The sequence below is a fragment of the Oceanisphaera ostreae genome (assembly GCF_042676125.1).
GTDB lineage: Bacteria > Pseudomonadota > Gammaproteobacteria > Enterobacterales > Aeromonadaceae > Oceanimonas > Oceanimonas ostreae.
The window spans coordinates 200845-214710 of the sequence record NZ_JBHTJS010000002.1 but is presented as its reverse complement, the minus strand read 5'-3'; the positions used below and the strand labels follow the sequence as shown (position 1 = coordinate 214710).

The window sequence follows — 13866 nt, the reverse complement described above, 5'->3', positions numbered from 1 at the left end:
AAATGAGAGGTATTAGTGTGATGCTGGATAAGTTGGGTTAATAGATGCTGATTTAAGGGCGCTTACACTTAGTCACATTTTTTGATTGCATTATAAATAAAAATAAGGTGCATGATGTAGTCAGTTTGCCCTGCATAACTGCCGAACAAAGGGTCTACTCCACCGACACGCTGCAAGCACGTCCATGTGGCGCTCAAACACATAACATCCCTGTTATGTGATGGTCGGTGGAGTAGATCCCTTTATCCGGCCACACACACCTGTGTCGACTATTGGCATCGATTACTGACCCCTTGAGTTCATGATTGAAATCAAGCAATCCCCCGAAGGAAACTAATTTGCGCCAGCGGCCCAATGCGAGAGCAAGCGTTCGCCTACAAATTCAGGCAACTCGGTGCTAATGGGAGAGCAGACGTCCTTTGCCTTCCCAACTGCATCTGAGCTGCCTATTGGTCCTATCACGCGCTATCACGCGCCTCCAAAACGTTAAGAAGGGGCAGCAGGCATTGGCGTAGCCAACCGTCAAATGGCCAGGGATGGCATTTGCCGAGCGCCGCATGGATGCGGGTTAAGCGAGTTGGCGTAGGCAAGCCTACTGCCTCTTCGTGCTCTGACACTTTACAGACTTGTGACTAAGAGACAGGCTTACAGCTTATCGCTTTCAGCCGTGTCTTCCCAATGCTGGGAACGTGCAACGGCTTTTTTCCAACCCTTATATAGCGTATCGCGTTGCGATTGGTCCATGGCTGGAGTAAAGCGCTTGCCTTGTGCCAAGGTGTGCGCCAGTTGTTCGGTATCTTGCCAAACACCTACCGCTAAACCGGCCAAAAACGCGGCACCTAAGGCGGTCGTTTCCAATACTGTAGGCCGAATAACGTCGATATGGCTAATGTCGGCCTGAAATTGCATTAATACCTCGTTAGCCACTGCTCCGCCGTCTACTTTTAGCTCAGACAAGGTTATCCCTGCTTCTTGTTGCATGGCATCCAGTACGTCGCGGCTTTGATAAGCGATGGCTTCTAAGGCCGCACGAATAATATGATTGCGATTAGCCCCTCGGCTGAGGCCCATTAAGGTGCCGCGTGCATACGGATCCCAATAAGGGGCGCCCAAGCCTACAAAGGCTGGCACCAAATATACGCCGTTGCTGTCGGTAACTTTATTGGCAAAGTATTCGGTGTCTTCAGCGGAGCGAATTAAGCCCAACTCATCGCGCAGCCATTGAATGATGGCGCCGCCCATAAATACCGATCCTTCTAGCGCATAGTTGACCTCGCATTTCGCCCCTATGGCGAGGGTGGTTAACAGGCCATGTTGCGAACGAACCGGTGCTTTTCCGGTGTTCATTAACAAAAAACAACCGGTGCCGTAGGTATTTTTCGCCATGCCTTTTTTGGTGCATAATTGGCCAAATAGTGCGGCTTGCTGATCACCCGCTACACCGGCAATAGCCACTTTTCCGCTGGCTTTCCCGCCTAAGCTACCTCCTAGATAAGCATGGCCATATACCGCACAAGAGGGCTTAACCTTGGGCAATAATGAGACGGGAATATCTAGCGCGGTCAACAGCTTGGTGTCCCACTGCAGCGTTTTAATATTAAACAGCATGGTGCGCGATGCGTTGGTGTAATCGGTGGCGTGCACTTGGCCTTCGGTGAGCTTCCAAACAAGCCAGGTGTCTATGGTGCCAAATAATAGATCGCCTTGCTCTGCCAGCTGGCGAGCACCCTCGACGTTATCCAACAGCCATTTGATTTTGGTAGCCGAAAAATAGGCATCAATCACCAAGCCGGTGTTGTCTTGCACATAATCACTGAGGCCGTCGGCTTTTAACTGTTCACAGATTTCAGCGGTACGCCGACATTGCCAAACAATGGCGTTATGAATAGGGCGGCCGGTGTGTTTGTTCCAAATAACCGTGGTCTCACGCTGATTGGTAATACCGATGGCGGAAATTTGAACGGGTGTGATCCCCGTTTTGGCCAGCACTTCGGTCAGCGTAGCCCGCTGGCTGGCCCAAATTTCCATGGGATCATGTTCTACCCAGCCGGGCTGCGGGTAAATTTGGGCAAACTCACGCTGGGCACTGCCTTGCACTTGAGCCTGATCATCAAAAATAATGGCGCGCGACGAGGTGGTGCCTTGATCTAGGGCTATCACATAGCGTGGCGTCGATGACATGGTGCGTTCCTTATTCAATTAATCAGCGATATTCCATAACTTATGCGGACTGTTTGTTTTTTAAAAATTAAAGATTTCTTCGCCACGGAAGAACACGGAACGCACGGAAAAATTAAGATTGAGACTAAGTACGGAACAATCCTTATGAGTTAAGATCTTACACATAAATACTTTTCACTTGTCGCTTTTGAACTGTCCCTACTTCCGAGAGTTCTGTGGATTCCGTGGCAAAAATAGGTTTAGGTTATGTTTCACTTCACTCTAACCATCGCTATTGCTTAACCCAACGTTGGCATTGCTGGGGCAAGGTGGGGCGATAGGGCTTGCTAGCGCCTCCGCTAAGGGTGCCGCTTTTGTCATTAATCCAACTGGCTAATTCGCTGCCACAGCCGGTGCCGGGGGCCGCTTGGGCTTGTGGCTCACAATGAGTGTCGCCCGGTGGGCAGTGTAGGCGCACATGAAAGTGGCTAGAGTGACCAAACCAAGGGCGCAAGCGATTCAGCCAAGCAGCGTCACCATAAGCCTTGCACATGGCCTGTTTAATTAAGGGGTGCACAAAAATACGGCTCACTCGTGGGTCTTGTGCCGCGAGGGAAATAAGCTGGCGCTGTTGGTCTTTAAACTGGGGGGTTAAAATATACAGCGAGTGATCCACCATATCGACCGCCGCCACTTTTTCTAATTGGCGGGGGCTGGTTTGCTTAGGGGGTGTGCGCAGCCAAATATCGGCATCCAGCCCCGTTTGGTGACTACGATGGCCATAAGCAAAGGGACCGCCGCGTTCCATGGCAATATCGGCGACCAGCATGGGAGGTAACTGCGCCTGCTCGAGTTTGTGGCCTAAGCTTTGCAAATAATTGATTAATGTCGGCTGACCATAAAAACGCGCACGACTGGCGCGGATCACATGAAAGCCGGGCCCGTTCTCTGGCAACGCCTGAGCATCAAACTGGCATCCTGCCGCATAGCCACCCACTGCCTGTGCCGATGCAACGCTTGGCATTAAGCTCGTTAATAAAGTGAACCCTACTATCCCAAGCCATTTACTCATTTATGCACTCCTTGCTCGCAACAAAAACCGTGAGGTGTGAGATGTTTTCCCTCTAGTTATGTTAACCCAGTTGGTATCATTATTTATGCTGGTGTGTTTTTTTGCTAATCTAGGGCACTTTTTGTTTACTGGAACACCCCATGACAGTGCAGCGCTTGTCGTTAACCTCGCTACTTACGCAGCCTTTACGCTTTGTGTTAATTCCCCCAGCCTTACGTTTTTATCTTACGCACAGTCTCGCCTTACTCGCCAGTTTGGCCGTAGTAGCGTGGACAGTATGGGATGGGCAAAGCGGTTTTGGGTTAATTCATTGGGTAGGTGTGTTATTTGGCGGGGCTATTTTGTTGATGAGCTTATGGCCCGCCAGCTGGAACCGCCAGCGGCTGATTAATCTGGCCTTTGACGATCAGCAGTTGTATCTAGTCAATGGTCTCACCGAACAAGCAGTTGCCCTGCCGCGCGACCGCGTGTGCGCCGTTAACAAGGGGAAATTACCCGGTCACGATGGAGCCATTATTGCCTTCACGCTAGATTTAGCCTTGAGTGAAGCTGAGCTGGCCGTGGTACAAGATACGCTCGACTCTCAAGTAGAAGATCGCTTCAAGCTTGATGAAGACCGTTATCGTTTTGGCTTTGTTGCCAACTGGCAAAGTCGCCGTCAACTATTAGCTACCGTGTCGGTATTGGCCCCAGTAGTCGTGGTGCCCGAGATCATCGACGAAGATGATGAAGACGACGACTGGGACTGAAAACACCGCTTTAAGCCGTAAGCTGTACGCTATAAGTTAAAGAAAAACAGTCCTTTGTTGGGTTTATGCCGTCTTACCGGTATTGGGTCGAGCTTGCATGACGGCTGAACATCGTTATCTGTTGGTTTACAGCGTACGGCTGTCACTTAAGGTAAGGATTATGTAGTCGTTCATGGCCGAAGGTGCTTTCGGGGCCGTGGCCGGGTACAAAGGTAAACTCATCGCCTAGAGGCAGTAGGGTATGCTTAATGGAGTTAATTAACTGGGCATGATTGCCTTGTGGAAAATCACTGCGCCCCACGCCACCGTTAAATAGCACATCGCCGACAAATGCCAGCTGCTGTGCCTGATGCACAAATATAATATGGCCAGGCGTGTGCCCGGGGCAGTGGTACACTTCAAGTGTTTCATTACCTACCTGCACACTATCACCACCCTTTAGCCATCGATCAGGCGCAAAATGAGGCACTGGAGCAAAACCAAACATCTGCACCTGCTGGTCTAAAGCGGTTATCCAAAACTCATCCTCTTTGCTGGGGCCAATGACCGGCACTTGCTGAGTTTTGAGAAGCTCGCCGGTGGCACCCACATGATCTAAATGACCGTGGGTGAGCAAAATTGACTCCAGCGTGAGGTTACGCTGCTTAATCTCGGCTAATAAACGGTCTGTTTCACCACCGGGATCAATCAATGCCGCCTTATTAGTGGCACTGCACCACACCAAAGAGCAGTTTTGGGCAAAAGCCGTCACCGGCAAAGTAACGCGGTTAAGCATGAAATTGTTTCCTTAATCAAAATTTCAAAGAGAAAAAGCATCTTTGCCACGGAATACACAGAAAAAATAAAATCTGAAGAGCATTTTCTTTGTGAGACCTAACCAATAAAAATATATTGGTACTTTTCACTCTCATCTCAGCTTAATTTTTCCGTGTTCTTCCGTGGCAAAAGTATTTAGTCTCTTATTAATTATCGGCTACTTAACATAATCACAGCTGCTGCGTAGTTAAGCAGGTTGGCTTGCTAGCCAGTGCTCCAGCTCTTCTTCGGTGCCACGTTGCACGATACGGTGTTCTTTGCTGTCTTGATGGCGCCGATAAATGGGGTCGTAATAGCGGTTAAGCAATTCACTTATCCACTCTTGATGGCCGTCACAATCAAAACCCAATAATTGCTGATTAACCGCATCGGTCATTTGTTGCGATAACCGGCGCCAATCTCGATCGCCTAACCGTTTATACAAGCGCTTCAGGCTGTCTTGCAGATAACTGCTCAGTCGTGAAATATCACCATTAAAGTGATTGAGCATCGTCTCAACATAATCGAGCTGAATTTGTCGTACACGTTGCTCGAATGGCACCTCTAATAGCAACACCGGCACCTGTTGCATCCGCTCATACAGGCGTTTGGGTAAGGGGCAGCGGCCGATCATGGCACTTTCATCTTCGACTAGCCACGCTTCAAACCCCGCGCGACGTTGCTTGAGTCGGGCAATGGCGAGACGATTCTCAAAGTCGATAGGAGAGGGCTGTGGCTCAGCCCAATGACCAAAGCTGGAGCCTCGATGATGCGCATAGCCTTCGAGATCCAACGACAGTGGGCTGCGAGATAACCAATCGGTTTTACCGCTGCCAGTTAAGCCCGACAATACAAACCCGGGCTGCTCAAATCCGGTTTCTATTTCTTGTAGCAAACGTCGACGCAGTGCCTTGTAGCCGCCTTGTACTCGAGTTACCGGACGACCCACATCACTTAGCCACTGCTGTACTGTTTGGCTGCGAAGACCACCTCTAAAGCAATAAATCACGCCAGTGGGGTGCTCGTTTAACCAATTTAGCCAGCCGTCGAGTCGTTGTTGGCGCAGTTCACCCGCCACCAAACTGTGGCCGAGTTTAATGGCGGCATCTTGTCCTTGTTGCTTAAAGCACGTGCCCACTTGTGCACGTTCTTCATCGCTCATTAGCGGCAAGTTAGTGGCGCAGGGAAATGCCCCTTCAATAAACTCGATAGGCGCACGCAAGTCGAGCATGGGTACATCGTCGGCCAGCAGCTGATCGTAATCGATAGTCAGTTCAACGCTGTGGTTTAACTCACTCACCCAGCACCTCGATGCGGTATTCGCCAGGTTTCGTGAGCTCGCCAATGGCGGTCAGTTGCAAATCATGCTGCTCGGCCAGTTGTAAAAAATCATTAACGGCGCTGGGGTTAACCGCCACTAATAATCCGCCACTGGTTTGCGGATCACATAAAATGTTTTGCTGGCGCTGGGTCAGAGTTGCCAGCTTATGGCCATAGGCATCAAAGTTGCGCAGGGTGCCACCGGGTATGGCGCCGGCTGCTAAATAGTGATCGACGGCAGGTAATAGCGGTATCTTGTCCATGTGTAGAGTGGCGCTCACATCCGCCCCTTCACACACTTCCACCAAGTGGCCCATCAGGCCAAACCCGGTGACATCGGTCATGGCACTGACGCCGGCCAGTCTCGCAAAGTCTTGGCCAGGTTTATTAAGCTGACACATGACTTCGGCCGCTAACGTGGCGTGCTCGGGCAGCAATACGCCTTTCTTTTGTGCGGTCGATAAAATGCCAATGCCCAGCGGTTTGGTTAAAAACAGCAAATCACCCGCCGCGGCAGTGTCGTTGCGTTTTACTTGATCAAGTGCAATTTGGCCGGTGACCGCCAAGCCAAAAATAGGCTCAGGCGCATCAATACTGTGGCCGCCTGCTAATGAAATGCCCGCATCCATACACGCTTGGCGGCCGCCATCAATCACTTGTTGTGCTATTTCTGGCGCCAGCAGGTTTACCGGCCAGCCTAAAATAGCAATGGCCACGATCGGGGTGCCGCCCATGGCATAGACATCGCTAATAGCGTTGGTGGCAGCAATGCGGCCAAAGGTAAAAGGGTCGTCAACAATGGGCATAAAGAAGTCGGTGGTCGAGATAATCCCCATGCCATTGCCTACATCCACCACGGCTGCGTCGTCGCGGCTGTCGTTACCAACCACTAAGTGCGGGTCATTAAAACTAGGCAGTTGGCTTTTTAAGATAGTGTCGAGTACTTTGGGGGATATTTTGCAGCCACAGCCTGCGCCGTGGCTGTATTGAGTGAGGCGAATAGGTTCCACTTAGGCTTCCTTGATGTAACGGACGGAAAGCCCTAATAGTACTCCTAACACCGTGAGGTGTGAATCGTAAGATGTGAGGTGTTTTACTCCCTCACGTCTTAGCTCTTACGCCTCACGTCTTATTAGAAAGCGCGTACCACTAAGCCTTTTAAGTAATGGCCTTCGGGATAGGCGGTGCCAATAGGGTGGTCGGCGGATTGATTGAGGCGCTCTAAAATTTGCGCATCACGGCCGGCATCTAAGGCGGCGTCTGCTACTACTTTTTGGAATAAATCTTGAGTCATCAAACCTGAACAAGAAAAGGTCAGCAAGATGCCGCCGGCATTAAGTAGCTGAAAAGCCAGCATATTAATGTCTTTATAACCACGGCAGGCGCCATTAAGTTGCGCTTTGCTTTCGGCAAACTTGGGCGGATCCAGCACAATCACATCAAAGCGTTGGCCTTGTTCACGGTAGCTGCGCAGCAGTTTAAAGACGTCTGCTTGTTCAAATTTAACTCGGCTTAAATCCAGCTTATTAAGCGTCACGTTCTGCTCGGCCAGTGCCAGTGCAGACTCAGACATGTCCACATTCACGACTTCAGACGCGCCGCCTTTAAGGGCATACACGCCAAAGGTGCCGGTGTAGCTAAAGCAGTTAAGTACGCGTTTGTCTTGGCAATAACGGGCGGCAATACGGCGGTTATCACGCTGATCCAGATAAAAACCGGTTTTATGGCCGTTTTCTACGTCAACCAAGATTTTCACGCCTGGGTTTCCGGCAATGGCGTTTTCTTCGATAACCACAGGCTGGCTGGGCAGGGTGCCGGCCAGTAAGCCTTTTTGCTCTTTTAGGCCTTCTTTTTTACGCACCGCCACATCAGAACGCTCATACACGCAGCACTCGGGATACAAAGAGGTTAATGCGTTAACAATGGCTTTGCGCCAGCGCTCGGCACCGGTGCTTAACAACTGACACACCACCACATTGGCGTATACGTCTATGGTCACACCAGGCAAGCCGTCGGATTCGGCGGCGCACAAGCGATAACCGGTTAAGCCTTGCTCGTCTATTAATGGTTGACGGCTGGCTTTAGCGCGGGTCAGGCGGCGTAAGAAGAAGGCCTCGTCAATCGCTTCATTTTGGTCGAAGGTCCAAACACGAGCGCGAATTTGCGACTGTGGTGAATAGAAGCCGCGGCCCAGCCACTGGCCTTTGTTGCTTAAGATATCGACGGTATCACCGGCATTCGGCTGGCCTTGTACCTTGTCTACGGCACGAGAAAACACCCAAGGATGGCGACGAAGTAGGGACTTTTCTCGTCCGGCGATAAGAGTAACTGTGATGGTCATGGGCTAGGCTGCATATAAGGAAAGGAGGGTGATTTTAGAGACAAGTGAGCTTAAGCACAAACAAGGAGCGCCACTTATGCCCAAAATTGCGAAATTAATTAGCGTAAGCGGCAAAGTCCAGGAAGTCAGCTTTCGTTTTAACACTCAACGCGAAGCCGAGTACTGGGGTATTACCGACTAAGTAATAGCTGATAACGCCTGTCTAACTTTCGGTTAGCCGGTAGCTTTCAATTCAGCAACTCAAGATTTTTTTTGCCTCGGAATCCACAGCATCTGCGGAAAAATAGTGATCAGAGCTGAAAGTGAACTTACCCCTCACCGTCACTAGTGATACAAAGTTCGATACAGTCCATCTTGGGCTAGCAGTTCGTGGTGGGTGCCAGACTGGCTGATTTTTCCATCTTCAAACACCAACACCCGATCCGCTTGGCGTACCGAGCTTAGGCGGTGTGCCACTATCAACGTGGTTCTGCCCTGCAAAAAGGTAGACAGCGCCGCGTGCAGTTTATTTTCGGTTTCGGTATCCAGTGCCGAGGTGGCCTCATCCAAAATCACGATGGCGGGATTTTTTAACACCATGCGGGCAATGGCCAAACGTTGTTGCTGTCCGCCCGACAACTTAACTCCCCGTCGGCCTACCTGAGTATTCAACCCATCTTCCATCATCGCCACTACATCAGCTAACTGCGCTACTTTTAAGGCCTGCCACAAGGCGTCATCGTCATGCTCATCGCCTAAACTTAAGTTAGAGCGTACCGTGTCGTTAAACAGCACGGGTTGTTGCAATACGGTCGCTACGTGCTCACGAATGGTCGGAAAGCCAATGTCTTTGCTACTCACCCCGCCAAAGCTGATTACGCCGCTATCTGCCGGATAGAGGCCCAATAACAGCTGAATAAAGGTCGACTTGCCGCCGCCACTGGCTCCCACTAGTGCCACTTTTTCGCCGGCCTTGATGTGCAAGTTCACATCATCCAGCACCTTGCGCTCGCCGTTATAGGAAAAGCTCAAGTTATCTACCGCAATCGGCAAAGTAGTGACATTAGCAAACGGATTAATCGTGCCTTCTGGCTCGGGCTCACCGCCCAAAGACAACATATTGTTTATCCGTTTAAGGGCGGCGGTGGCGGCATAAAAGGAATACTGCATATTGAGCAAGTCTTGTACTGGCCCCATCATGAACCACAGATAACTAAAGACCGCAAAAATTTGTCCCACGGTGAGATCGGTATATAGCACCATGATCATGCCAGTGGCACGAAATAACTCTACGCCAGATAAAAACAGCAAAAAGCTGGCGCGACTGGCGGCTTCACTTTTCCAAGCGTAATCAATGGCACTGTCGCGTACGCCGCGGGCGCGGTCGGTCACGCGCAGCAGGTAATGACGTTCGCGGTTAGCGGCTCTTATTTCGTGAATGCCGTCTAGGGTTTCTATTAAGGCTTGTTGAAACAACTCGAAGGCGCTGTTTTCGTTGCGCTTCAAGTATTTCACCTTGGCCCCTAAACGACTGGAGAAATACACCACCACCGGGTTAAGCAGCAGAATAAACAAACCCAGTTGCCAGCTTAAGAGCAGTAATACCACGGCGGTACCAATCACGCTTAACAAACTGATCAGTAAACGACTGAGGGTTTCCCCCAAAAATTTATCCAGTGTTTCTACATCGGTAACAAAATGGGAGCTGACACTGCCAGCCCCCACGGATTCAAACGCGCGCAACGGGGTACGCGAGAGCTGACGCGCCAGTAATTGTCTGATCTGAAAAGTAAGATGCTTGGCCACGCGGGCAAACTGGCGGCCCTGAATAATATTAAACACCAGTGAACAAGAGCGCAGCAGCAGGGTGATCACGAGCACGGCTAAGATAAAGCCCACGCCAGTTTGCCAGTTACTAGGTAAAAACCAGCTTAGCCCCTCTAATAGACGACCAGGGCTGTCGAGTAACACCTCATCGACGAGCAACGGCATTAATAACGGCACGGGCACGGCTAATAAGGTGCCGCATAGCGCAAATAAGTGCGCATAAATTAGCGCCGAACGCCGCTTTTGCATCATGCTGACTATGTCTGACCATTGCAAAATCGGGGTCTGTTGGTTTTTTTTATCCATCAATCACCATCATCGGGTTTTCATTTGGAGAAAGGGCAGGTAAGTTAAGCAAAAAATAATGGTACTTTATGGCTATGTCTGAAAAAACTGCATTTTACCAAAGCCTTACCGCACAGGCGCAAGCCTTGTGCGAAGGTGAACCGAATCGTATTGCTAAATTAGCTAATTTATCTGCATTGCTTAACCTAGCATTAGCAGATATTAATTGGGTTGGCTTTTATTTGTGTGAGCACGACAGCTTAGTGCTGGGTCCCTTTCAGGGCAACCCCGCTTGCGTACGCATCCCGCTTGGGCAGGGTGTTTGTGGCACGGCGGCCGCGAGTGGCGAAGTGCAACGAGTGGCTAATGTACATGAATTTTCTGGCCATATCGCCTGCGACGGTGCCAGCAATGCTGAAATTGTATTGCCATTACGCGATGGCGACACAATCTGGGGTGTACTGGATATTGACAGCCCTCAATATGGGCGTTTTGATGAAGAAGATGAAGCAGGACTAAGGCAATGGGTAGCAGCAGTGCAACCCTTGTTGTAAGGTTTGGGTCGCTTTTGTCTGTATGCTCTTTATAATATGCGTGTATCAATGTGGGCAATGCGCCCTTAGGTCTTAAACCAAGGTATTTCATGGAAAACTCGGAAAAATTGAAAAACAGTAAAGAAGTCATTGCCTATCTGGCCGAACGCTTCCCTCAGTGCTTTATTCCAACAGGTGAAGCCAAGCCGCTGAAAATTGGTATTTTTCAGGACTTAGCTGCTCGTTTGGGTGAAGACCCTAAGGTATCTAAAACCTTATTGCGTACGGCATTGCGCCAATACACTTCTAGCTGGCGGTATCTGCATGGCTTAAAAGCGGGACAAAGCCGAGTAGACCTCGATGGTGAAGCCTGTGGCGAATTGACCCAAGAGCATGTTGATCATGCCAAAGGGGCACTAAAAGAAAGCAAAGAGAAAGTCTTTGGTGCACGCAAAGAGAAGCCTGCTGCTAAAAAAGCCAAGCCTAAGGCGGAGCATAAGCCTAAAGCTCAAGTGCCGACCGAAGCGCCTGCACCGGTTGAATATCGCAAGGTAGACCCCACGACCTTAGTTGTGGCACAAGATGTAAAAGTATTACTGGGTAAGTCGCCGGTAGCCGCTACTATTAAAGAAATTACTCGCGATGACGTTCAGGTTGAATTAAAAACTGGGATGTCAGTGCGTGTTAAATTCGAGCATCTTATTCTTTAAGGAGTAGGGTTTGATCAGTCACGGAATTCGTTTGTCCTTGGTCGCTGCAGGTATAATGGCGGCAGGTATTGCTTGGGCGGTACCGCCAACTACCGATGCCTCCGCCATTCCTATTTTGGCACCTGAAAGTCAGCATTCGGCTGCCAGCAAGCGGATTACCGCGCTGTTTACCCGTTCTCATTATCGCCAGTTTCAATTAGGTGATGCATTTTCTGAGCTAATATTCGAGCGTTTTGTCGATAGTTTAGATTATGGGAAAAACATTTTTACACAGGCCGACATTAATCGTTTTAAGCGTCATCAAGATAGTTTTGATGATTCTCTTAAGGCGGGTCGGCTTGATGTTGCCTTTGATATGTATAACGAGAGCCTACGGCTGCGTTATCAGCGTTTAGTTTATGCGCTGTCATTACTCGACACCCCTATGACCTTTGAGGGGAACGAAAAATATCAGTTTGATCGGCGTGAGGCCGCCTGGCCCACCGATCAAAACGAGCTAGATAAGCTTTGGTACCAAAGAGTGAAGTACGATGCACTCAGCTTGGCGCTTACCGATAAAAACTGGGATGAAATTAGCGAAACCCTAGGTAAGCGCTATAACAATGCCATTAAACGCCTCGTTCAAAGTGAAAGTGAAGATGCGTTTCAAAGCTTTGCCAATGCGTTTGCTCGAACTATAGAGCCGCATACCAGTTATTTAAGCCCCCGTAATGCTGAGCGTTTCGAAACCGAAATGAATTTGTCCCTAGAGGGCATTGGCGCGGTACTGCAGGCAGAAGATGACTACACGGTAATCCGCTCTTTAGTGCCGGGTGGTCCAGCGGCCAAGTCCGGTGAGCTACAGCCAGAAGATCACATTATTGGTGTGGGCCAAGATGCTGATAAGGTCATTGATGTTATTGGCTGGCGCTTAGATGAAGTAGTAGAGCTAATCAAGGGCCGTAAAGGCACGCGAGTATGGCTACAAATTCAGCGGGGCAAAGCGGCCACCGCCACGCCTAAAGTGATTGAGCTGACCCGAGACACGGTACGGCTTGAAGACCGAGCCGCTAACGGTAAAGTCATTGAAGTGGGTGATAAAAATATCGGGGTAATTGAAATTCCGAGTTTTTATGTCAACTTGAGTGCGGATGTAACCAAAGAAATTGATAAGCTGAAAAAAGAGCGCATTGATGGCTTGGTTATCGACTTACGTGGCAATGGTGGTGGTGCGTTAACCGAAGCTTCTTCTCTAACTGGGTTGTTTATTAACAGTGGCCCTGTGGTACAAATTCGCGATGGCTTAGGCCGTATTTCGGTGAATGGTGATGAAGATAACCTTATTGCCTACGATGGCCCAATGACGGTGCTAGTAGACCGTTATTCTGCTTCGGCCTCCGAGATTTTTGCTGCTGCCTTAAAAGACTACGGCCGTGCCGTTATCTTGGGTGAAAACACCTTTGGTAAGGGCACGGTGCAACAGCATCGTAGCTTGTCGCGTATTTACGACTTACATGAGAATCCCATGGGATTTGTGCAATTTACCATTGCCAAGTTCTACCGTATTAATGGCGGCAGTACCCAAAATAAAGGCGTAAAGCCGGATATTCCATTTCCAACGCCCATTGTGGCCGACGAAACCGGTGAAAGCCTAGAAAAGAACGCACTGCCTTGGGATCAGATAGACAGCTTAAATTTCAGCTCTATCCATGACTTAACGCCCTTTGTGGGCGAGCTACGTCAGCGTCACCAAGCAAGAATAGAGCAAGACCCTGAGTTTGTTTATGTATTTGAAGACATTAAAGAGTACAAAAAACTAAAAGAAAAAGACTCGGTCTCGCTGAATTTGGCGACCCGCAAAGCTGAAATGGAAGAACAAGACGCCAAAGCGCTAGCCCGCTTGAATGACCGATTGCGCCGTGCCGGATTAGACACGGTAAAGTCGTTGGATGATATCCCCAAAGACTTTGAGCCCGAAGACAGCTATCTGGAAGAAGCGGCGCGCATTACCGCAGACCTTACCCGACTGCTTGGCTGATCCCCTCTGCCCAGTTGGCACCTTGCCAACTGGGCTTTTTATTTAAAGCCCTTGCTACTTTAAAGCCCTTCCTACGAC

Annotated in this window: 11 protein-coding genes; 4 read left to right on the top strand and 7 right to left on the bottom strand. The window is 49.8% G+C overall.

The features are described 5' to 3' along the window. Positions 1 to 645: 645 nt before the first annotated feature. Both glpK and mepA read right to left on the bottom strand, forming a co-directional pair. On the bottom strand, positions 646 to 2181 hold the full coding sequence (gene glpK, locus ACFQ1C_RS01360; protein WP_379556733.1) for a glycerol kinase GlpK: 1536 nt from the start codon (positions 2179 to 2181) through the stop codon (positions 646 to 648). Between the two features lie 271 nt (positions 2182 to 2452). Continuing rightward, a complete protein-coding gene (mepA, locus tag ACFQ1C_RS01355; RefSeq protein WP_379556732.1) occupies positions 2453 to 3232 on the bottom strand; it encodes a penicillin-insensitive murein endopeptidase in 780 nt (259 codons plus the stop codon). 140 nt (positions 3233 to 3372) lie between these two features. Here mepA and ACFQ1C_RS01350 point away from each other — a divergent pair, with 140 nt between their 5' ends. Further along, complete coding sequence (locus ACFQ1C_RS01350; protein ID WP_379556731.1) at positions 3373 to 3981, top strand: hypothetical protein; 609 nt, start codon at positions 3373 to 3375, stop codon at positions 3979 to 3981. Between the two features lie 142 nt (positions 3982 to 4123). Here ACFQ1C_RS01350 and ACFQ1C_RS01345 read toward each other — a convergent pair whose 3' ends face one another. From ACFQ1C_RS01345 to ACFQ1C_RS01325, 5 genes are all read right to left on the bottom strand, one after another. Further along, entirely contained in the window at positions 4124 to 4756 is a 633-nt protein-coding gene (locus tag ACFQ1C_RS01345; RefSeq protein WP_379556730.1) for an MBL fold metallo-hydrolase, read from the bottom strand. A 228-nt stretch (positions 4757 to 4984) separates the two neighbouring features. After that, the gene (gene mnmH / locus ACFQ1C_RS01340) at positions 4985 to 6076 is read right to left on the bottom strand and encodes a tRNA 2-selenouridine(34) synthase MnmH (RefSeq protein ID WP_379556729.1); all 1092 of its coding nucleotides are present in this window, start codon (positions 6074 to 6076) and stop codon (positions 4985 to 4987) included. Continuing rightward, a complete protein-coding gene (gene selD, locus ACFQ1C_RS01335) occupies positions 6069 to 7106 on the bottom strand; it encodes a selenide, water dikinase SelD (protein ID WP_379556728.1) in 1038 nt (345 codons plus the stop codon). The genes mnmH and selD overlap by 8 nt, the downstream gene beginning before the upstream one ends. Positions 7107 to 7228: 122 nt before the next feature. Next, positions 7229 to 8437 (bottom strand): class I SAM-dependent methyltransferase, encoded by a 1209-nt coding sequence (locus ACFQ1C_RS01330; RefSeq protein ID WP_379556727.1) that lies wholly within the window; start codon positions 8435 to 8437, stop codon positions 7229 to 7231. Between the two features lie 324 nt (positions 8438 to 8761). Continuing rightward, the gene (locus ACFQ1C_RS01325) at positions 8762 to 10549 is read right to left on the bottom strand and encodes an ABC transporter ATP-binding protein (RefSeq protein WP_379556726.1); all 1788 of its coding nucleotides are present in this window, start codon (positions 10547 to 10549) and stop codon (positions 8762 to 8764) included. A gap of 74 nt (positions 10550 to 10623) precedes the next feature. Between ACFQ1C_RS01325 and ACFQ1C_RS01320 the strand changes: the two genes are divergently transcribed. The 3 genes from ACFQ1C_RS01320 (at position 10624) to prc (ending at position 13788) form a co-directional block, all read left to right on the top strand. Next, positions 10624 to 11082, top strand: coding sequence for a GAF domain-containing protein (locus ACFQ1C_RS01320; RefSeq protein WP_379556725.1), 459 nt, complete (start codon positions 10624 to 10626; stop codon positions 11080 to 11082). A gap of 89 nt (positions 11083 to 11171) precedes the next feature. Continuing rightward, positions 11172 to 11771, top strand: coding sequence for an RNA chaperone ProQ (gene proQ, locus ACFQ1C_RS01315; protein WP_379556724.1), 600 nt, complete (start codon positions 11172 to 11174; stop codon positions 11769 to 11771). A 10-nt stretch (positions 11772 to 11781) separates the two neighbouring features. Beyond that, positions 11782 to 13788, top strand: a complete 2007-nt coding sequence (gene prc, locus ACFQ1C_RS01310; protein ID WP_379556723.1) for a carboxy terminal-processing peptidase — start codon at positions 11782 to 11784, stop codon at positions 13786 to 13788. Positions 13789 to 13866: the final 78 nt, after the last annotated feature.

Coding starts and splice junctions, on each gene's coding strand:
- glpK (WP_379556733.1), bottom strand. CDS start 2,181: ATGTCATCGACGCCACGCTATGTGATAGCCCTAGATCAAGGCACCACC.
- ACFQ1C_RS01320 (WP_379556725.1), top strand. CDS start 10,624: ATGTCTGAAAAAACTGCATTTTACCAAAGCCTTACCGCACAGGCGCAA.
- ACFQ1C_RS01325 (WP_379556726.1), bottom strand. CDS start 10,549: ATGGATAAAAAAAACCAACAGACCCCGATTTTGCAATGGTCAGACATA.
- ACFQ1C_RS01345 (WP_379556730.1), bottom strand. CDS start 4,756: ATGCTTAACCGCGTTACTTTGCCGGTGACGGCTTTTGCCCAAAACTGC.
- mepA (WP_379556732.1), bottom strand. CDS start 3,232: ATGAGTAAATGGCTTGGGATAGTAGGGTTCACTTTATTAACGAGCTTA.
- ACFQ1C_RS01330 (WP_379556727.1), bottom strand. CDS start 8,437: ATGACCATCACAGTTACTCTTATCGCCGGACGAGAAAAGTCCCTACTT.
- proQ (WP_379556724.1), top strand. CDS start 11,172: ATGGAAAACTCGGAAAAATTGAAAAACAGTAAAGAAGTCATTGCCTAT.
- ACFQ1C_RS01350 (WP_379556731.1), top strand. CDS start 3,373: ATGACAGTGCAGCGCTTGTCGTTAACCTCGCTACTTACGCAGCCTTTA.